Raw genomic sequence first — 21,307 nt, 5'->3', positions numbered from 1 at the left:
TTGATGATATTGAAAATATATTTAAAAATAAAAACAGAGAAATTTCTGGTTTTACAGCACCATCAAAAGGTCTTTTTTTAATGGAAGTTTTTTATTAAAAAAGTAAAGCAATAATATATATACATCATAAAATAATATTAAATTATTTATTATGGTGTGTTATGTTAAAAAGACAAAAATACAATATATCCAGATTTATACTTCTTTTTTTAATTATTTCTTTTATTTTTACTGTGTTTTCTGCTTTTGATAATGATAGTATGTTTATGAGCACAATAATAGAAAGTGCTGAGATAGAGGCTAAAGAATTTGCTAATAATTCAATAAATAATGCTATAAATAAAACTATAAATGAATTAAATGTTTCAGCAGATAATTTTTATAAAAAGTCAAATGATTTTGGAAACTTATCAATATCAGCAGATACAATACTTATAAATCTTTTTTGTTCAGAACTTAGTAATAATATAAACGATAAATTATCTTTACAGACAGAGAATATGATAAAAGTTCCGGTTGGTTCTATGTTTGGTATTGATATTATTTCAAATATAGGCCCAGATATAGGATTTAGTGTAATACCTATAAGTGAAGCTATGGTTGACTACAATACAGAGTTTAATTCTGTTGGTATAAATCAGACTAATTTTAAAATATGGATTGATATAAGTACAAGAGTTAAAATAATAAATCCATTGCAAAAAAAAGAGATTTTGTTTCAGAGAAAATTAATGCTTGTTGATATAGTTACAGAAGGAGAAGTTCCAGGGAACTATATACAATTTTATAGTGATAATTATTAAGGAGGTAAAGATGCCTAAAACTTTGAAAACAACAAAAACAACTACAACAAAAAGAAAAATATCTAAAAAGCCTAATGCTAATAAAATAACAATTACATTAGACAGTAAAGTTATGGATGAAGTTGAGAAATATTTAAAAGACTATGGCAAAACTAAAGAAAATTTTATAAAAGAGGCTATAAAAGAAAAAATAAGTAGAGACAGAATAAGTAGCATGATAGATTACATGACTAAATAGAGGGAGGATAAAAATGAAGAATTTTACTTATTTTATGCCAACAAAAATAATATTTGGTAAAAACTGTATTGTTGATAATAGCAGTGTGTTTAAAGATATGGGTAAAAAAGCCTATATTATAACAGGAAAACATTCTGCAAAATTAAATGGTTCTGAAAATGATGTGAAAACTGCCCTTGAAAAAGAAGGTATTGAATATGTTATTTTTGACAAAATAGAAGAAAATCCTGATATTGAAACAATTTTTGCTGCTGCCAAAAAAGGAATTTCCGAAAAAGTTGATTTTGTTATTGGTATTGGTGGAGGTTCTCCAATGGACTCTGCAAAAGCTATATCATGTCTTATATTAAATAATGAAGGAGAACCTAAAGATATACTTTTTGGAGAACAGAAAAAACATTTACCTGTTATTGAAGTACCTACAACAGCAGGAACCGGCTCAGAGACAACTCCTTTTTCAATTGTTACTTTGCATAATGAAAAAACAAAGTCAAGTATAGCTCAAAAGATATTTGCAAAATATGCTTTTCTTGATGCAAAATATATGGAAAATCTTCCTGTAGGAATAACAAATAATACAGCTATTGACGCTTTATCTCATCTTATAGAAAGTTATATGTCTACAAACTCGAATTTTCTAAGCGAAAAGATTGCAGAAGTCGGATTAAATGTTTTTAAAGATTGTATACCATATCTTATAAATAGACAGTATCCTTTTGAAATAAGAGAGAAACTTCTTATTGCTTCTACAATAGCTGGAATATTAATATCTCAGTCTGGAACATCAATTCCTCATTTTTTAGGTTATCAGCTTACATATGACAAGGGAATACCTCATGGTATGGCTAATGGTATTCTTATGAAAGCCTATCTTGAACTTTTTGGAGAAAATAAAAAAGTTGATAATATTTGCAATATACTTGGATTTAATAATCTTTATGAATTAGGCGATTTTCACAATGAAGTTCTTGATATTAAAGAAAAATTTACTTATGATGATATAAAAGCGTATTCTGGAAGATCGTTTGGCAATAAAGCTAAATTAAAAACATTTCCTAGAAATTTGTCTTTTAATGATATATTAAATATATATTCAAAAAGTCTTTTATAAAAAAGTACGTTTTTAACGTACTTTTTTATAAACTTTTAAATTTTAAAAACATATCATATTAATGTAGTATACAATTTATAGAAAGTGTATATATTGACACTAAAATAGTTTTATTATAAAATCAAATTAAATTTTATTATAAAACTATTTTTAATGAAAGGAGGATTTTTTATTGTAGACGCAAAGGATATGTATATAAAACTTTTTAATTTTAGTGTTAATATGGCCGTATGGCATACAACACATTTTGAAAACTATTTTAATATTAATGGTAAGAACAATGAAGGTCTTACATTACATCAGTTTCGTATTATCTCAGCTATATTTTATGCAAAAATGAATACTATAAGTCAAATGGAAAATATTTTCGGAATAAGTAAAAGCAGCCTTTCTATTACTATAAAAAAACTTGAAAAAGAAGGCTATATAGTTAAAAAATCAGGTGTTGAGTATGATGGAAGAAAAGTTTTTATTGAAGTTACTGAAAAAGGTATTAAAGAAATGAGAGAAAAGGAAAAAATGATGTATTCATTATTTTGTGAATTTTTTAATACACTTAATGATGAAAAAAAATAAGTTTATATGAAGGTATTAAAAACTTTAATAAAGTTTTTATTCCTGATATAAATATAGTACCAGAGACATTAAAGCAGGAGGATTTATTATGAAAAAAAAGGTGATAACAGCTTTTCTGATTGCTGTTTTGGCTTTTTCTTATACAGGATGTGGTTCAAAAGAAAATGAAACTTCCAAGACAGAAACAGAACAAAAAGGGATATCTGTTGAAATTTATACAGCAGAAAGGGGAGAAATAGAGGATATATATAAATATTCTGGTACTGTCGCTCCAAAAGAGACAGTTTCAGTTGTAAGTACAGTTCAGGGAAAAGTTGCAAAGGTAAACTATGATATTGGGGATACTGTTAGGAAAGGTGATATTCTCTTTGAAATGGACACAACTGACATACAGAATAATATAAATGTTTTAAAAGCATCTTTAGTTTCTGTTGAAGCACAGATAGCAGCTGCTCAAACAACTCTTGATACCGTTAATGGAGCAGCTATGCAATCTCAAATTCAAACAGCTAAATCAAGTCTTGATGCGGCTGAACTTGCTTATAATAATAGTAAGACAACATATGAAAATAATAAAGTTCTTTATGATGCTGGGATAATATCAAAAGCTGATTTTGATAAAATAGAATTGGCATATCAAAATGCAGAATTGCAGTATAATCAAGCAAAGGAAAGTTATAATATAGTTGCCGTTCAAATGCCAGAGGAAAACTTAAGAAAAGCTCAAGATGCTTATAATGTTGCTGTATCTTCAAAAGCTTCAATAGAAGCGCAGATAACATCTGCTCAGAAAACACTTAATGATGCAAAAGTTATAAGCCCTATAAGTGGTATTGTATCACAGTGTAATGTTGTTGCTGGAACTGTTGCAAGTCAGTCGATGGCTCCATTTACTATTATTGATATGAGTACAGCTAATGTAACAGTTAATGTTTCAGAGCATATTATAAATTCAATAAATATTGGTGATAAAGTAAATCTTAATATAACAGCACTTCCGGATAAAAAATTTGAAGGAACAGTTAAAACAGTAAGTCCTGCTACAAATGCCACGAGTACATATACAATAGAAGTTGAAATTCCTAATGATGATGGTCAACTTAAAGCAGGAATGTTTGGAGAAGTTTCTTTTATAAATGAAAAGAGTGAAAATTCTTTTATAGTTGCTAGAGATGCAGTTATGACAAAAGATGAAGAAACATATGTATATATTGTTGAAAATGATAAAGCTAAAAAAGTAAATGTTAAAACAGGAATTGATAATGGACAGGAAATTGAAATACTCAGTGGAATTGAAGAAGGTATGAATATTGTTATAAAAGGCCAGACATATCTTACAGATGGAACAAGTGTAGAAATTATTCCTTCAGATAAGGGGGAATGATAAATGTTTTCTAGAATTTCAATTAAAAGACCTATAACAACAATAATGATTACACTTATGGTTCTTCTTGGAGGATCTGTTGGTCTTTCAGCGTTAAAACTTGATCTTATGCCTGCTATGGATATACCTGTTGCTGTTGTGAGTACAACTTATGTAGGAGCAGGTCCTTCTGAGATAGAAAATCTTATTACAGAGCCTTTAGAGGGTGCTTTAGGAACAGTAAGCAATGTAAAAACTATTTCATCAACTTCATCAGCTAATTCTTCTATGATAATAGTTCAATTTGAAGATGGAACGGATATAGATATGGCATCGATTGATATGAGAGAGAAAATTGACCTTATAAAAGGATCTTTACCTGAGGATGCCAATGATCCTACGGTTATAAAAATGGATATGGAGATGATGTCATCAATAATGGTTGGTGTATCATCTAATAAATATGATCTTATAGAGCTTAATTCTCTTGTGGATGAAAATATAGTTAATCGTATTGAGAGAATAGAGGGTGTTGCTTCTGTATCTCTTGTTGGTGGTATTGAAAACGAAATTGAGATAAAAGTTAAACCTGAAAAAATGCAAGGATATGGTGTTACAGAAAGTAGTCTTGCACAAGTTTTATCAGCAGAAAATCTTAATTATCCAACAGGAAGTATCGAACAAGGTACAACAAGTATGCAAATAAGAACTGTTGGAGAGTTTAAATCTGTCGAAGAAATAAGAAATTTACCTATAAAAACATCTACTGGTGCTGTTGTTCATGTAAGTGATTTTGCTGAGGTTAATGAAGTTGAAAAAGATATGAGTTCATTTGCTCTTATAAATGGAAAACCAGGTATTATGCTTATGATACAGAAACAATCAACAGCTAATGTAGTTGATATTTCTGAAAAGGTAAATACTGAACTTGATAAAATTACGAATGATTATTCTGATATAGAAATTTTAATGTTAAGTGATACTGCAAGTTATATAACAACATCAATAGATAATATAGTATCAACAGCTTTTCAGGCTGCTATAATGGCCATAATAGTGCTTTTTGTATTCTTAAGAGACCCTAAGACATCTCTCATAATAGGTATATCAATACCTACTTCTATAATTGCTACATTTGGTCTTATGTATCTTTGTGGTATGAGTATGAATATGATTTCAATGGGTGGTCTTGCAATTGGTATTGGTATGCTTGTAGACAATTCCGTTGTTGTACTTGAGAATATATTTAAGTATTGGAAAAATGGTATGGTAGGAAAGCGAGCAGCACAGATAGGTGCTTCTGAAGTTGGAATGGCAATAACAGCTTCAACACTTACAACAGTTGCTGTATTTTTACCTCTTATGTTTGTTAAAGGAACAATAGGTCAGTTGTTTAGAGATTTGTCTCTTACTATAACATTCTCATTAGCGGCTTCTCTTGTTGTCTCTCTTACGTTTGTTCCTATGGCTTGTTCAAAGCTTTTAAGATATACTGAAATAAAATCATATAAGAAAAAAGGAAATATTATAACAAAAATTCTCGATATTTGGGGAAAAGGTATAGATAAACTTGATGATGGGTATAGAAAACTTTTATCTTATGTCCTTGTAAGAAAGAAAAGAATTGTTGCTATATTCCTTGTAGCTTTTATAGGTACACTTTCTCTTGTTCCTATTATAGGTGTTGACTTTATGCCAGATATGGATCAAGGTGTGGCTAATATAACAGTTGAGCTTCCAAAGGGAACTCTTATAGAAGAGACAGAGAAAGTTGTATACGATGTTCTTGGAAGAATAGAAGATATACCTGAAAAGGAATCATCATATGTTACGGTAGGTGGTGGAATAACATCATCAAGTACAGATAGTGCAAGTATAACTGTAAATATGGTTCCTGTAAGTGATAGAGAGCGTTCAACAGATGAAATTGTTGAGGACATAAAGGAAAGATTGAATAGTATTGCAGGCGCTGAAATTACTGTTTCAAGTTCAAATTCCGCTATGGGTTCTTTTGGTGGAAGTCCTGTATCTATTCAGCTTAGAGGTGATGATACTGATATATTAAGATCTTTAAGCAATGATATAACAGGTATTATGGAAGAAATTGATGGTATTAAAGATATAACAAGTTCTGCTGAAGATTCTGTTCCAGAAGCCAATGTAGTTATAAATAGAGCTAAAGCAACACTTTATGGAATAACTTCAGCTCAGATAGCAAATTCAGTTAGTACAGCTGTTACAGGAAGTGTTGCTACAAAATATAAGGTTGATGGTTCGGAAATAGATATAAAAATACGTCAAGATAAAGATAGTATAAAATATCTTAATGATCTTAAAAATATAAAAATAACAGCACCTACTGGTGCAGTATTACCTCTTACAGAAATAGCTGATGTAAATATAAAAGATAGTGCTGTTTCTATTACAAGGGAGAATCAACATCAGTATGTTTCTGTTTCAGCTGATGTTGAAGGTAGAGCTTTAAATGAAGTGCAAGCAGATTTAAAAAGTGCTCTTGATAGTTACAATTTTCCAGAAGGTTATTCATACGCATTTTCTGGTACACTTGATTCTATGACAGAATCGTATTCAAGTCTTGTGCTTGTATTTATTATAGCTGTTCTTCTTGTATATATGATAATGGCTTCACAGTTTGAGTCGCTTATACATCCTTTTATAGTACTTTTCTCTATACCTCTTGCTATTACAGGTGGTATTTTAGGACTTTTTATTACAGGAAAAACTCTTACAATAACTGCATTTATGGGATTTATTATGCTTGCAGGTATGGTTGTTAATAATGCCATTGTTCTTGTAGATTATACAAATCAGATTTTAGATAAAAAGAAATGTAGTGTAAATGAGGCTCTTATTGAGGCTGGACCTAATCGTTTGAGACCTATACTTATGACAACACTTACAACAATACTTGGTCTTGTTCCTATGGCTATTGGAACAGGAGAGGGTATGGAAATGCAACAACCACTTGCTATTACTGTTATATTTGGTCTTACAATTTCAACAATAGTAACTCTTATATTTATACCTACAATATATTCAATAATTGATGTATTTAGATATAAACATTTTAAAGATAAACAGGACAAAAAACATAAAAAGAAACATGATACAATAGACGATATTGTTGAACAATCAGTTTAATTTATTTTATTTTGTTTTAAAAAGTCTTCTGTCTTTATGGCAGAGGACTTTTTTATTTATGTTTTTTATGAGAAAATTTGTTCTTAAGAATTTGAAAATTTTTTAAAATTAAAAATGGCGGCGAAATTTTTTAAAATTAAAAATTTATTTTGTATTATAAATAAATATGTTAATTTAATAAGCGGTAGTCAATTTAATTGACTACCGCTTCGCGGTTTATAAAATTTATAAGAACACTTGTTTAGTATTCTATATATATCCTTGATTTATCAAGGAGTTTTATAAAGAAATTTTTTTAGATTTTCTATATACTTATTTTTTCGCGATTGAAGTAATCCAATTTCTATGATATACTGTTATGCGAAGTAATTTATTATAATAGAAAGGAAATCTAAATGTGTAAAATAATTGAACCATCTTTACTGGAGATACAAAATAAATATATAGAAACAGTTAAGAAATGGAATGCAGAATACAAAGAAAAACATAGTCATTCACGAAAAATGTATTGTGTAACTATGGGTTGTCAGATGAATGCACACGATTCTGAAAAGTTAAAAGGTATGCTTTTAGAAATGGGATATGAAGAAGCTGACAATGAAGATAATGCAGATTTTGTTATATATAATACATGTTGTATAAGAGCTAATGCTGAAGAAAAAGTTTATGGCAAATTAGGTTGGCTTAAGAATAGAAAAAGAAAAGAGCCTGAACTTATTGTTGCTATATGTGGTTGTATGACTCAACAAGATACTGTTATAGAAAAAATCCATAAAACTTATAATTTTGTTGATATTATTTTTGGAACATTTAATTTGTATAAACTTCCAGAACTTCTTGTATCAAGAATTGAAAGTGGTTCTGAGGTTTGTGATATATGGAAAGAACATGGTGAAATTGTAGAAGATCTTCCAACTGTACGTGAACATAAATACAAATCAAGTGTAAATATTATGTATGGTTGTAATAATTTCTGTACTTACTGTATTGTACCTTATGTAAGAGGCAGGGAAAGAAGTCGAGAAGTTGATGATATATTAAAAGAAATAAAAGAGCTTGTGTCTGATGGTGTTAAAGAAGTTATGCTTCTTGGCCAAAATGTAAATTCTTATGGCAAAACTCTTGAAAATCCTGTATCTTTTGCAGAGCTTTTAAGAAAAATTAATGAAATAGACGGTCTTGAAAGAATAAGATTTATGACATCTCATCCTAAAGACCTCTCAGACGAGCTTATAGATGCTATGAGAGATTGTGATAAAGTATGTAAATATCTTCATCTTCCTGTACAGTCTGGAAGCTCAAAAATTCTTGAAAAAATGAATAGAAGATATACAAAAGAAAAATATCTTGAACTTGTTGATAAAATAAAAGCTGAAATTCCTGATATAATGCTCAGTACAGATATAATAGTTGGCTTTCCTGGTGAAACTGAAGAAGATTTTCAGGAAACTTTGGACATAATAAAGAAAGTAAAATATAGTACAGCTTTTACTTTTATATATTCAAAAAGAACAGGAACTCCAGCAGCAACTATGGAAGATCAAATTCCAGAAGATATTGTAAAAGATAGATTTGATAGAATGCTTCATATATTAAATCCTATAATACATGAAGTTAATAATTCTCAAGTAGGCAAAGTTATTGATGTATTAGTTGAAGAAGTAAGTAAACATGATGAAAAAATAATGACAGGACGAGGAGATAATAATAGTCTTATTCATTTTGAAGGTTCAAAAGACCTTATAGGTCAAATTATAAAAGTCAAAATAATTGACAATAAAACATTCTATTTAATAGGAGAAAGGATTTAGGTAACATGACAAGAGTATATGATTTAGCAAGAGAATTAGGAAATGAATTATTAAAAACAAAAGAAGTTGAAAAACTTATGGAAGCTAAAAAAGCTTTTGACTCTGATGAAGAGGCTGTAAAACTTTTAGCAGAATATACAGAAATTCAGCAAGAAATGCAAATGAAAATGGCTTCAGGTCATTTAAGTATGGAAGAAGAAGAAGAAACAAAAAAACTTCTTACAGAAAAAAGCCAGCTTATTCAAAAAAATGAATCAGCTATAAACTTATTTAATGCTGAAAATGAATATAATACATTTATTAACTCTGTATTCTCAATTATACAGTCAACAATGTCTGGTGAAGATCAATGTAGTGGAGGTTGTGATTCAGGTTGCTGTAGTGGTTGCAGTGGTTGTCACTAATATTTTTAAATAATAGATAATTTTATTGTTTACTACCCCAAAATTTTTAATAGTTTTGGGGTAGTGGTATTATATAGCAAAATAGTAAAGGAGATAAAAATGGCGAAACTTACTCCTATGATGGAACAATATTTTGAAATTAAAAATAAATATAAATATTGCCTGCTTTTCTTTAGACTTGGTGATTTTTACGAAATGTTTTTTGATGATGCAATAATAGCTTCTAAAGAACTTGACTTAACACTAACAGGAAGAGATTGCGGTCAAGAAGAGAGAGCTCCTATGTGTGGTGTTCCATTCCATTCAGCTGATGGATATATTGCAAAACTTGTCGAAAAAGGATATAAAGTTGCAATATGTGAACAAATTGAAGATCCTAAAAAAGCAACAGGAATTGTAAAACGTGATGTAATAAGAATTATTACTCCAGGAACGGTTATTGATAATTCTATTTTAGATGAAACTAAAAACAACTATATAATGTGTATATATGGAGATAAATCAGGATTTGGTATATCTATATGTGATGTTACAACAGGTGAATTTCAGACAACAGAATTTACAAGTGTAAACGCATATAATAAAATCTTTGATGAAACAGCAAAATTTAATCCTGCAGAAATAATTTGTAATGAGTATTTTAAAGAATTTGGTGGAGTTAAAGATTTTAAGGAGCGTTTTGATAAAAACATAAATGTATGTGAAGATTGGACATTCGAAAAAAATAATGCTTTTAAAATACTTTGTGAACATTTTAATACATTAAATCTTGAAGGTTTTGGAATTAATGATAAAATATATTCTGTGAAAGCTTCTGGTGCTCTTATGCAGTACCTCTATGATACACAAAAAAATGACCTTCATCATATATCATCAATTAAAAATTATATTTATAGTGATTTTATGATTCTTGATGTCTCATCAAGAAGAAATCTTGAGCTTACAGAGACAATGCGTGAAAAATCAAGAAAAGGTTCTTTACTTTGGGTTCTTGATAAAACAAAAACAGCCATGGGTGCAAGACTTTTGAGAAAATGGGTTGAGCAGCCTCTTATTAACACTAATAATATAAATAAAAGACTTGATTCAGTTGAAGAACTTAAAACAGATTTCTTTATAAGAGAAGAAATAAAGGAAGTTTTAGGCACAATACGAGATTTTGAAAGGATAATGAGTAAAATTATATATCAAAATGCAAATTGTCGTGATCTTGTTGGACTTAAAACATCAATAGAAAATCTTCCTCTATTAAAAGATATATTAAAAAAATGTAAGAGTCCTTATATTTCTGAATTATATGAAAAACTTGATTCTTTAGAAAATATATACTCTTTAATAGACCAATCAATAGTAGATGATCCTCCTTTTACGGTTAGAGAAGGAGGAATGATTAAAGAGGGATATAATAGTGAGCTTGATGTTTTATTACAGGCTAAAAGTAAAGGCAAAATATGGCTTGAAAACCTTGAAAATGATGAGAGAGAAAAAACTGGTATCAAAAATCTTAAAGTAAAATATAATAAGGTTTTTGGATATTATATAGAAGTAACAAAATCAAATCTTTCTGATGTACCTGAAAGATACATCAGAAAACAAACTTTAGCTAACTGTGAAAGATATATAACTCCAGAGCTCAATGAGCTTGAGGAAATTATATTAGGTGCAGAAAGTAAAATTGTAGACTTAGAATACGACATATTTACAGAAATAAGAAATGCAATTGCTGATGAAGTTGAAAGAATACAATACTGCGCTTATATTATATCTGTTGTTGATGCCTTACAATCTTTAGGAGAAGTTGCTCAAATAAATGATTATGAAAAACCTATAATAATAAATGATGGCATAATAGACATAAAAGAAGGTAGACATCCTGTTGTTGAAAAACTATCATATTCTCAATTTGTACCTAATGATACATATCTTGATGATGAAGAAAATAGACTTTCAATAATAACAGGTCCTAATATGGCTGGTAAATCAACATATATGCGCCAAGTAGCACTTATTGTCCTTATGGCACAAGTTGGAAGTTTTGTTCCAGCAAAATATGCTCATATAGGTGTTTGTGATAGAATATTTACTCGTGTAGGTGCTTCTGATGACCTTGCTTCAGGTCAAAGTACATTTATGGTTGAGATGACAGAAGTAGCAAATATACTTAATAATGCTACAAAAAATAGCCTTCTTATACTTGATGAAATTGGTAGAGGAACAAGCACTTTTGATGGTTTAAGCATTGCTTGGTCTGTTCTTGAATATATAACTGATACTAAAAAAATAGGAGCAAAAACACTTTTTGCAACTCATTATCATGAACTTACAGAGTTGGAAGGCAAAATTTCTGGTGTTAAAAATTATTGTATATCGGTTAAAGAAAACGGTGATGATATAATATTCTTAAGAAAGATAAAAAGAGGAGGAGCTGATCATAGCTATGGTATACAGGTTGCAAAACTTGCTGGATTGCCTAATATAGTTATAAAACGTTCTAAAGAAATATTAAAACAACTTAATGCAGCTGATATAACAAAAAAAGCCCAAAAAATTGCTGATGAATCTAAAAAAAATATGGAAGAAACATCAACTCAACTTGATATGTTTAATATTAAAGAAAATCAACTTATTGACGAAATTAACAAACTTGATATAATGGCAATATCTCCTATTGAGGCTTTACAGATACTTTTTGAACTTCAAAAAAAATCTAGAGAAATATAAAAGAGGTGAGGTGATTTAATTTAATGAGCAAAATCAAGCTTCTTGATACAAATACAATAAATAAAATAGCAGCAGGAGAAGTTGTCGAACGACCCAGTTCTGTCGTAAAAGAATTAGTTGAAAATTCTATTGATGCTGGTGCAAGTGCTATTACTATTGAGATTAAAAATGGTGGTACGACATTTATACGTGTAAGTGACAATGGCAAAGGTATTGAACGAAATGATATAAAAATAGCTTTTTTAAGTCATGCTACAAGTAAAATAAATGACATAGAAGATTTAGATAATATATTTTCACTAGGGTTTAGAGGTGAAGCTTTAGCTAGTATAGCAGCAGTATCTCAAATTGAAATGATTACAAAAACTCATTCTGAGGAAGAAGGCACCAAGATAAATATAAATGGTGGAGAAATAATTGATTTTCAGGAATGGGGTTCAGTTGAAGGTACATCTATTTCTGTGAATAATCTATTTTATAATGTTCCAGCAAGAAGAAAGTTTTTGAAAAAGCCTAATATTGAAAGTGGTTATATTTCAGATATTATAAATAAAATAGCTTTAGGTCACCCAGAAGTTTCTATAAAATATATAAATAATGGTACAACTATACTTTATACTTCTGGAAATAGTGATCTTAAAACAGTTGTATTTAGCATATACGGCAAAGATAATTTCAAAAAAATGCTTGATATTAATTGTAAAATTTATGAGTATTCTCTTAATGGTCTAATAGGCAAGCCAGAACTTTCGAGATCTAACAGAAATTATCAAAATCTTTTTATAAATGGTAGGTATATAAAAAGCAATATTATTTCAAATGCTGTTGAAGATGCTTATAAAACAAGGCTTCTTACAGGAAAATTTCCTATTTATGTCCTAAATTTAAATATTCCACCGTCAAGTGTTGATGTTAATGTTCATCCAACAAAATTGGAGGTAAGATTTGATGACGAAGATAAAATATATGAATTTGTATACAACTCTGTATTAGATATACTTAATAATAATATTCTTATACCAGAAGTATCTATCATTGAAGAAAAAGAGAGTAGAACTCGTTCTTGTAATGTGGATAATATAAAAGAGGAATATATACAACCTTCAATATTCAATAATTCTAATTTAAATTTTCAGAACAATAAAAATAGTATAGAAACTAAAAAGGTTAGTAATGAAGAAGATATATTCTTTAACAAATCTCCAATCTTAAAAGATAAAACTTTTTCGAAAATTGATCAACTTTTAAATGATCAAAAACAGAATAATAGCTTAAAAGTTAAAGAGGATAAAGAAGAATATATTTCAAAAAATCTTAATGATAATAAATCAGATTGTTATTCTGTTAAAAATATAAAAGAAGAAAGAGAGCCCTTCTTCAATAACTATAAAATTGTAGGTCAAATTTTTAATACTTATTGGATAGTAGAACAAAATGGAAGTATATTTTATATTGACCAACATGCCGCTCATGAAAGAATATTGTTTGAGAAATACATGAATAACTTTAAAAACCAAAATATTGTATCTCAAAAATTATTATCTCCTGAAATTATTAATATATCTGAAAAAGAGAAAACAATTTTGAAAGAGAATAAAGAATGGCTTTTAAATTTTGGTTTTGAGATTGAAATAGTAGATAAAAATGCAGCTGCTATAAAGGCTGTACCTTATATATTTAACACTCCACAGAATTCTAATTATTTTTATGAAATATTAGATATTATTTCTGATAAAAATAAAGAGAGTGTATATGATACAAAAATACATGATATTGCAACAGCAGCTTGTAAAGCCGCTGTTAAGGCTAATGATAAATTGAGTTTTCAAGAAACTCATAAAATGATTTCAGAACTTCTTAAACTAGAAAATCCTTTCAATTGTCCTCATGGTAGACCTACAATTATAGAGATTACAAAATATGAACTGGAAAAACTTTTTAAACGTATACAAAATTAAAGGATTGGTAATATGAAAAAACCGTTGATTGTTATAGCAGGCCCTACTGCTTGTGGAAAGACAAGTCTTTCAATAAAGCTTGCAAAGTTAATTGATGCAGAAATAATATCAGGTGATTCTATGCAAGTTTATAAATATATGGATATAGGCACTGCAAAGGCTACATTAGATGAAATGGAAGGTATAAAGCATTATATGATAGATGAGTTATATCCTGATGAAGAATTTAATGTTATGGTCTTTCAGAAAAAAGCTAAAGAATATATAAAAGAAATATATAAAAAAAACAAAGTACCTATATTATGTGGCGGTACAGGTTTTTATATTAATGCATTAGTTAACGATAATAATTTTATGAAAACTAATAATAATTATGAGCTTAGAAATAAGTTATATAAATTTGCAGAGGAACAAGGAGCAGAGGCTTTACATAAGCGCCTTAAAGAAATAGATCCTGTATCTGCAAAAGTTATACATTATAACAATGTAAAAAGGGTTGCTCGTGCAATAGAATTTTTTGAACTTACGAAAACACCTATATCAAAACATAATGAGGAGGAGAAAAAGAAAACTTCTCCATATAATACAGCTTTTATAATACTTAATATGGATAGACAAAAATTGTATGCTCGTATAGAAAAAAGAATTGATATAATGGTTGAAAATGGTCTTATAGAGGAAGTCAAAAAACTTTTAGATATGGGATATTCTGAAAATCTTGTTTCTATGCAAGGAATAGGATATAAAGAAATTATACCATATGTAAAAGGTGAAATTTCTCTTGAAAATGCTATAACGGAACTTAAAAAAGCGACTAGACATTTTGCTAAACGTCAAATAACATGGTTTAAACGACAAACAGAAGGTTTATGGGTTGATTTGAGTGAGAAAAGTGAAAAAGAAGTTTTAGATATGATAGTAGATTATATAAAAAATCTTAATATAATTTAATATTTAGGAGTAATTAAAAATGCAAGATTTAGAAAATTTTATAATTAATAATTTTGGTATAGACAAAAAAGTTTTAGATTTTTGTCTTGAAAAAGAAGAGCTTGTCAAAGAGAAATTTGCTGAAATTGATAGAATAACAGAATATAATCAATTAAAAGTATTAAATGCAATGCAAAAGAACAAGTTGAGTGATGTGCATTTTGCAGCCACAACAGGATATGGTTATAATGACTTGGGAAGAGATACACTTGAAAAAATATATGCAGATGTATTTCATACAGAAGATGCTCTTGTTAGACCTCAGATAATTTCTGGTACCCATGCTCTTACAGTTGCTCTTGCAGGAAATTTAAGACCAGGAGATGAAATACTTTCTCCTGTTGGTGTACCATATGATACATTACAAGGCGTAATAGGTATAAGAAAAGAGAAAGGCTCTTTAAGTGAATATGGTATAACATATAGACAGGTTGATTTAAAAGAAGATTATAGTTTTGACTATGAAGGTATAGAGAAGGCTATAAATAAAAAAACAAAACTTGTAACAATACAACGTTCAAAGGGGTATGAATGGAGGCCGTCTTTAACAGTTGAACAGATTAAAGAGCTTATATCTTTTATAAAGAGTATTAAAAAAGATGTTATATGTATGGTAGATAACTGTTATGGTGAGTTTGTTCAAACAATAGAGCCTACAGATGTTGGAGCTGATTTGGCTGTTGGTTCTCTTATAAAAAATCCTGGCGGTGGACTTGCTGCAATAGGTGGATATATTGTAGGAAAGGAGGAGTTTGTAGAAAATGCATCATATAGACTTACTTCTCCAGGACTTGGAAAAGAGGTTGGTGCTACATTAGGTATAACAACATCTCTTATACAGGGGTTATTTATGGCTCCACAGGTTGTTAATGGAAGTCTTAAAGGTGCAATATTTGCTTCAAAAATATTTGAAGATTTAGGATATAATGTTATGCCTTTATCAAAAGAACAGCGTGCTGATATAGTTCAGTGTATACAGCTTGATACAGCGAAGAATGTAATAGCATTCTGTCAAGGAATACAGAAAGGAGCACCTGTTGATAGTTATGTTACTCCTGAACCTTGGGATGTGCCAGGGTATGATTGTCAGGTAATAATGGCGGCAGGAGCTTTTGTTCAAGGTTCCTCAATCGAATTAAGTGCAGATGCACCAATAAAACCTCCTTATAATGTATTTATGCAAGGTGGACTTTCATGGCATCATGCAAAGATAGGAGTTATTACAGGATTACAAACTATGTATGAAAAAGGGCTTTTAAAACTTTAATGTTTTTATATGATAATAAAAGGGTGAGGCTTTATGTGGCAAATTAATATAGGAAATACTGATTTTTTTCATATATTTTTTATGTTTATAATTTATAGTTTCATCGGTTGGCTTATGGAAACTATTCTTGTATCAACACAATCTAAAGAATTTGTAAATAGAGGATTTATGAATGGACCCTTTTGTCCTATTTATGGTACCGGAGCATTAACTGTTTATTTATTTCTTACACCTATTAAAAGTAATATTATATTAGTTATTGTTTTTGGTGGTATATTTGCTACTATAATAGAGTATGTTACTTCAGCTATTATGGAAAAAATTTTTAATGCTAAGTGGTGGGATTATAGTGATAAAAAATTTAATCTCAATGGCAGAATTTGTCTTAGTATTTCTATTTGTTGGGGATTTTTATCTGCTTTTATGTTGTATGTTCTTCAGCCTGTATTATTTAATTTTATAAATAAAATCCCTAGATTAGCAGGAGAATTTATTGGTACTGCTATTATAGGGTATTTTATAGGTGATATTGCAATTACAGTATTTAATATACTTTCTATTAATTCTAAGCTTGAGGTTATTAGTAGAACAAGAAAAGAATTCCATGAAAAAATTGAAGAACTTGTTTTATTTAGCTCCAGACAAGATTTTTATGAAAGATTTAAATTAAATGGTTTTAAAAATTCAGAATATTTAAATGAGCTTAAAATTAGTCTTGAGAAAGAGATTGAAAAATATTATAATGAGAAACATGAGCTTTATAATGAGAAACGAGAAAATCTCGAAAACACAATTAATGAACTTAAAAGTAGCCTCGAAAAGAAAGCAGAGTATTTTAAGAAAGTTAACCGTATTGAAAAGAGACTTTTTAAAGCTTTCCCTAATATAAAGTCAACAAAATTTTCTGATGATATGGCAGAAATAAAAGAATATTTAAAAGAAATAAGCAAAAGGAGAAGATGATAATGAAAAACTGGTTTAAAAAGTTGATTGTTGTTACATTTACAATAACAACTGCTATAAGTACAGTTGCATTTGCAAAACCTAGTGACCCTGTTGTAAATGCACAGGCTGCTATACTTATTGAACCTGAAACAGGTACTATAATTTACGAAAAAAATTCTAATGAAAGAATGTATCCTGCTAGTATGACCAAAATTCTTACAGCACTTGTTACTCTTGATTATTTTGATTATGATGCACTTGTTACTGTTGGAAATGAAATTAATGAGGTTACTCTTGATTCAAGTAAGGCTGGACATAAAAAAGGAGAGACTCTTTCAGTTGAAAACCTTATAAGAGGACTTATGATACCTTCTGGAAATGATAGTGCAAATGTTTTAGCAGCAGCTGTTGCTAAAAAAGTTGAAAATAATAATGATCTTTCATACGAAGAATGTGAAAAAATATTTACAGATCTTATGAATAAAAAAGCAGAGGAACTTGGATGTAAAAATTCACACTTTGCAAATGCTCATGGTTATCATGATGATAATCACTATACAACAGCTTATGACATGTCTCTTATTACAGCTGAAGCCCTTAAAAATGATACTATTAAAAAAATTGCTGGTGAAAAATCATTTTCAGGTGATGGTGCTGGAAATACTCTTGAAGAAAATACAAATCTTATAACACAAGAATATAATTGGAAGAGTCATAATTTATTAATAGCTGATAGTGAATATCATTATGAGTATGCAACAGGTTTAAAAACGGGATTTACTGATCAAGCTGGTGATTGTGTTGCAGCTACAGCAGAAAAAGATGGTACAGAACTTATTGCTGTTATTATGAATTCAGAAGATCCTAATAGATGGATTGATGCAAAAAATCTCTTTGATTATGGATTTAATAATTTTTCGATAAATACATTCCAAAAAAAGGGCGATGTTGTTGAAACAGTAAGTCTTATAAACAATAATAGATTGAACGGTGATACACTTGATGTTATTGTAAAAGAAGATGTATCTCAGTATATGCTAAATAGCGATATCGCTAATATAGAAAAGGAGATAAAATATAATGATGAATTTATTGCTAAGAATAAAGATGGATCAGAAATAGTACAATTAAAAGCTCCAATTGAAAAAGATAGCGAAGTTGGTACAGTATCATATAAACTTAATGGAGAGACAATAAAAGAATCCAAACTTTATGCTTCTACAGAGGTACAAAAATCGACAATAATAAGTTCAATAAAATATTTCTTTAAAAATCTTTTTAGTAATATATTTACACTTAAAGGATTAATAATATTTATTGTTATAATTATTGTTATTATAATAATAATTTTAATAATAAGAAATCTTGGAAATAAAAAAAGAAGAACTTCTTATAAATATAGAATGCCAAGAAATAGAAGATTTTAATTGAAAATAAAAAAACTGACATCTTTTTTATTTGATGTCAGTTTTTTTATTTGATAAAAGAAAAGAATAAAAAATTTTTATAATTAGAAAATCATCTATTTATTCGTAAAAGTTTTGTTTTACGAATAAATAAATAAGTCTATTTTCACTCTCCTTCCTATATGTTCGTAAATATTTTCGATTTGTATTTACCATAAATATATTATGTAAATTATATTTATAAAAAATTAAAACCTAGATTTTGTTCTAGGTTTTTAAATTTTTTTGATTTTAGTTTTAAAATTTACTGATTTATTTCCTTATCAATTATCTCTATTTCAGTTTCATTAATGATTTCAACATTATTAATTTGTTTTTCGTTAACAGAAAATTCTTCTGTATCTAAATCAATATTTTCAGATGTTTTAATTTCATTTATTTTATTTTTTAATTCTGAAATAGTTTCTTTTTTAATTTTAATTACATCTATAAAATCTTTAAATTCTTCAGGAATTTCATCAGCATTTTCATATCTATCATTTATAATTTTTCCAATCTCTAAAAATTGTTTTCTTATATCAGATTCATTTTCTTTTATTTTAATATTAAGTTTTGTTATTTCAATAAGCTCTCCTGATTTTTTAGCAGCAGTCTGAGCAAATTCACCCGATTTCTTAGCAACATCTTGTAATTTATCACTTAAATCATCAAATAATCCCATAGTATCACTCCTTTTATATAATTATATGTTAATTATACTGTTATTCCCCTTTTCTTTCAATCAAATTAATTTATTTTAAATAAAAATATATCTGTAAAATCTTTCAAATATCAGTATATATATTTATATTATTAAACTCTTTAAGTAATAGTAGATGATTTAAAATAAATAAAAAAGACAGGTTTTTAACACAACCTGTCTTTTTTATTTTTATAAATTGAAATTTATTTTTTGTTCTTCTATATTATGTTTTTCAGCATAGCCTGTAAGCATAAGAGTTAATGCACCATCTCCTGTTACATTGCAAGCTGTACCAAAACTATCCTGTAAAGCAAATATTGTAAGCATAAGTGCTGTACCTGTTCCATCAAAAAGAAGAACATCTGTAATAAGACCTAATGAAGCCATTACTGTACCTCCAGGAACACCAGGAGCACCTATTGCAAATACCCCAAGAAGTAAACAGAATAAAATCATTGAATTTATTGGTGGAAGTGTTCCATATAATATCTGATTTACAGTCATTACAAAGAATACTTCTGTAAGTACAGAACCACAAAGATGTATATTTGCAAAAAGAGGTATGCCAAAGTATACCATATCATCTCTTAAAACATCTGACTTTTTAGCACAATCAAGAGCAACAGCTAATGTTGCTGCAGAACTCATTGTTCCAACAGCTGTTATATACGCCGGACCATAATGTTTTAATACATTTAAAGGATTTTTTCCTGAATACAATCCTGCTAAACCATAAAGAACAGCAAGCCATATATAATGACCAATCATAACTATTATAACTATTATTATAAATGTAGGAAGTTGTTTTGTTATTGAACCTTCATAGCTTAATGAACAGAATGTAACAGCTATAAAAAATGGCAAAACAGGTATAACTATTTTTTTTACAACAATAAGTATCATTCTTTGAAAATCGTCAAGAAGGTTTGTAAAGAATTTAGCTTTTGACCATACAGCAGCAAGACCTGCTATAATCGAAAATACAAGAGCACTCATTACAGACATAATTTGTGGTATATCTAACTGAAATATAACTTCTGGAAGATCTTTAAGTCCATCTGTTTCTGTAATAATAGATAAATTCGGTATAATTGCGTATCCGGCAGCAGTAGATATAAAAGCAGCTGATATTGAAGATATATATGCAAGTAAAAGTGCTATTCCAAGCATTCTAGATGCATTGTTACCTAATTTGGTTATAGATGGTGCTATAAAACCTATTATTATAAGTGGTACACAGAAATTAATAAATTGACCAAGAATGTATTTTACAGTTACTATAACATTCATAAAAGATTCATTTGCTATAATTCCTGCTATAATTCCTATAATAACACCTATAAGAAGTTTTATAGGCAAACTCATCTTAAAATTGTTTTTCATAAAATCCCTCCCTTTTTTAATTTAAATTTTTAATAAAAAACAATTTATTAAAATCAGACTTATAAAATAATAAAAAGTCTGTATTTTATTTATTTAAGAATGGTTTCTATATACCTTATATATGTATATGTCATATTAGCCATATTCTCATATCCAAAAATATTAGGATGTGTTGTATCAGTTACAATAAGAGTTGTATTTTGATTATCTTCATTAAGCTCCTGTTCAAGAAGTTTATAATCTGTTCTTGGATTAAGAGCTAAATATGAAGGACATATAATAATATTTTCACCTTCTTTATATTTATTCATAAGTTCTTTTGTAAACGCCAGTCTCTGATTTTTTGCTGTAACTGTGTCATTAGTTTCATATAATAATACAGGTGTATTTATTACTATATATATATTGCTATTGTATTCATGAATAC

At 28.5% G+C, this 21,307-nt stretch carries 17 protein-coding genes; 14 read left to right on the top strand and 3 right to left on the bottom strand.

The genetic code is table 11. The features are described 5' to 3' along the window. Positions 1-161 precede the first annotated feature (161 nt). The 14 genes from yunB (at position 162) to B5E58_RS11860 (ending at position 18,776) form a co-directional block, all read left to right on the top strand. Complete coding sequence (gene yunB / locus B5E58_RS11925; RefSeq protein ID WP_088109884.1) at positions 162-803, top strand: sporulation protein YunB; 642 nt, start codon at positions 162-164, stop codon at positions 801-803. A gap of 10 nt (positions 804-813) precedes the next feature. Then, positions 814-1,041: a hypothetical protein gene (locus tag B5E58_RS11920; protein WP_088109883.1), complete on the top strand. Its 228-nt coding sequence runs from the start codon at positions 814-816 to the stop codon at positions 1,039-1,041. 13 nt (positions 1,042-1,054) lie between these two features. Further along, positions 1,055-2,152 (top strand): iron-containing alcohol dehydrogenase family protein, encoded by a 1,098-nt coding sequence (locus B5E58_RS11915; protein ID WP_088109882.1) that lies wholly within the window; start codon positions 1,055-1,057, stop codon positions 2,150-2,152. A 153-nt stretch (positions 2,153-2,305) separates the two neighbouring features. Beyond that, positions 2,306-2,728 carry a MarR family winged helix-turn-helix transcriptional regulator gene (locus B5E58_RS11910; RefSeq protein ID WP_088109881.1) on the top strand — a complete coding sequence of 141 codons (423 nt, stop codon included), beginning with the start codon at positions 2,306-2,308 and terminating at the stop codon, positions 2,726-2,728. Positions 2,729-2,816: 88 nt separating this feature from the next. Continuing rightward, a complete protein-coding gene (locus B5E58_RS11905) occupies positions 2,817-4,112 on the top strand; it encodes an efflux RND transporter periplasmic adaptor subunit (protein ID WP_088109880.1) in 1,296 nt (431 codons plus the stop codon). Positions 4,113-4,115: 3 nt separating this feature from the next. Continuing rightward, positions 4,116-7,253: an efflux RND transporter permease subunit gene (locus tag B5E58_RS11900; protein WP_088109879.1), complete on the top strand. Its 3,138-nt coding sequence runs from the start codon at positions 4,116-4,118 to the stop codon at positions 7,251-7,253. Between the two features lie 395 nt (positions 7,254-7,648). Beyond that, on the top strand, positions 7,649-9,064 hold the full coding sequence (gene miaB / locus B5E58_RS11895) for a tRNA (N6-isopentenyl adenosine(37)-C2)-methylthiotransferase MiaB (protein WP_088109878.1): 1,416 nt from the start codon (positions 7,649-7,651) through the stop codon (positions 9,062-9,064). Between the two features lie 5 nt (positions 9,065-9,069). Next, positions 9,070-9,468 (top strand): YlbF family regulator, encoded by a 399-nt coding sequence (locus tag B5E58_RS11890; protein WP_088109877.1) that lies wholly within the window; start codon positions 9,070-9,072, stop codon positions 9,466-9,468. Between the two features lie 99 nt (positions 9,469-9,567). Continuing rightward, positions 9,568-12,189 (top strand): DNA mismatch repair protein MutS, encoded by a 2,622-nt coding sequence (mutS, locus tag B5E58_RS11885; protein WP_088109876.1) that lies wholly within the window; start codon positions 9,568-9,570, stop codon positions 12,187-12,189. Between the two features lie 23 nt (positions 12,190-12,212). Next, the gene (mutL, locus tag B5E58_RS11880) at positions 12,213-14,147 is read left to right on the top strand and encodes a DNA mismatch repair endonuclease MutL (protein WP_088109875.1); all 1,935 of its coding nucleotides are present in this window, start codon (positions 12,213-12,215) and stop codon (positions 14,145-14,147) included. 12 nt (positions 14,148-14,159) lie between these two features. After that, complete coding sequence (miaA, locus tag B5E58_RS11875) at positions 14,160-15,098, top strand: tRNA (adenosine(37)-N6)-dimethylallyltransferase MiaA (RefSeq protein WP_088109874.1); 939 nt, start codon at positions 14,160-14,162, stop codon at positions 15,096-15,098. A 19-nt stretch (positions 15,099-15,117) separates the two neighbouring features. Then, entirely contained in the window at positions 15,118-16,404 is a 1,287-nt protein-coding gene (locus tag B5E58_RS11870; RefSeq protein WP_088109873.1) for a methionine gamma-lyase family protein, read from the top strand. 81 nt (positions 16,405-16,485) lie between these two features. Beyond that, positions 16,486-17,367 (top strand): putative ABC transporter permease, encoded by an 882-nt coding sequence (locus B5E58_RS11865; RefSeq protein ID WP_158097753.1) that lies wholly within the window; start codon positions 16,486-16,488, stop codon positions 17,365-17,367. Between the two features lie 2 nt (positions 17,368-17,369). Beyond that, positions 17,370-18,776 carry a D-alanyl-D-alanine carboxypeptidase family protein gene (locus B5E58_RS11860; RefSeq protein ID WP_158097752.1) on the top strand — a complete coding sequence of 469 codons (1,407 nt, stop codon included), beginning with the start codon at positions 17,370-17,372 and terminating at the stop codon, positions 18,774-18,776. Between the two features lie 283 nt (positions 18,777-19,059). Here B5E58_RS11860 and B5E58_RS11855 read toward each other — a convergent pair whose 3' ends face one another. The 3 genes from B5E58_RS11855 to B5E58_RS13520 form a co-directional block, all read right to left on the bottom strand. Beyond that, positions 19,060-19,476 carry a hypothetical protein gene (locus B5E58_RS11855; RefSeq protein WP_088109870.1) on the bottom strand — a complete coding sequence of 139 codons (417 nt, stop codon included), beginning with the start codon at positions 19,474-19,476 and terminating at the stop codon, positions 19,060-19,062. A 210-nt stretch (positions 19,477-19,686) separates the two neighbouring features. Beyond that, positions 19,687-20,880 carry a dicarboxylate/amino acid:cation symporter gene (locus B5E58_RS11850; RefSeq protein WP_088109869.1) on the bottom strand — a complete coding sequence of 398 codons (1,194 nt, stop codon included), beginning with the start codon at positions 20,878-20,880 and terminating at the stop codon, positions 19,687-19,689. A gap of 89 nt (positions 20,881-20,969) precedes the next feature. Beyond that, positions 20,970-21,307, bottom strand: a 338-nt coding sequence (locus tag B5E58_RS13520) for a hypothetical protein (RefSeq protein WP_158097751.1), incomplete at its 5' end; no start/stop codon positions are given.

Origin of the sequence: Tyzzerella sp. An114, assembly GCF_002161055.1 — a bacterium.
In the GTDB taxonomy this organism is placed as follows: domain Bacteria; phylum Bacillota; class Clostridia; order Lachnospirales; family Anaerotignaceae; genus Fimicola; species Fimicola cottocaccae.
This window is presented reverse-complemented; position numbering and strand designations above follow the sequence as displayed.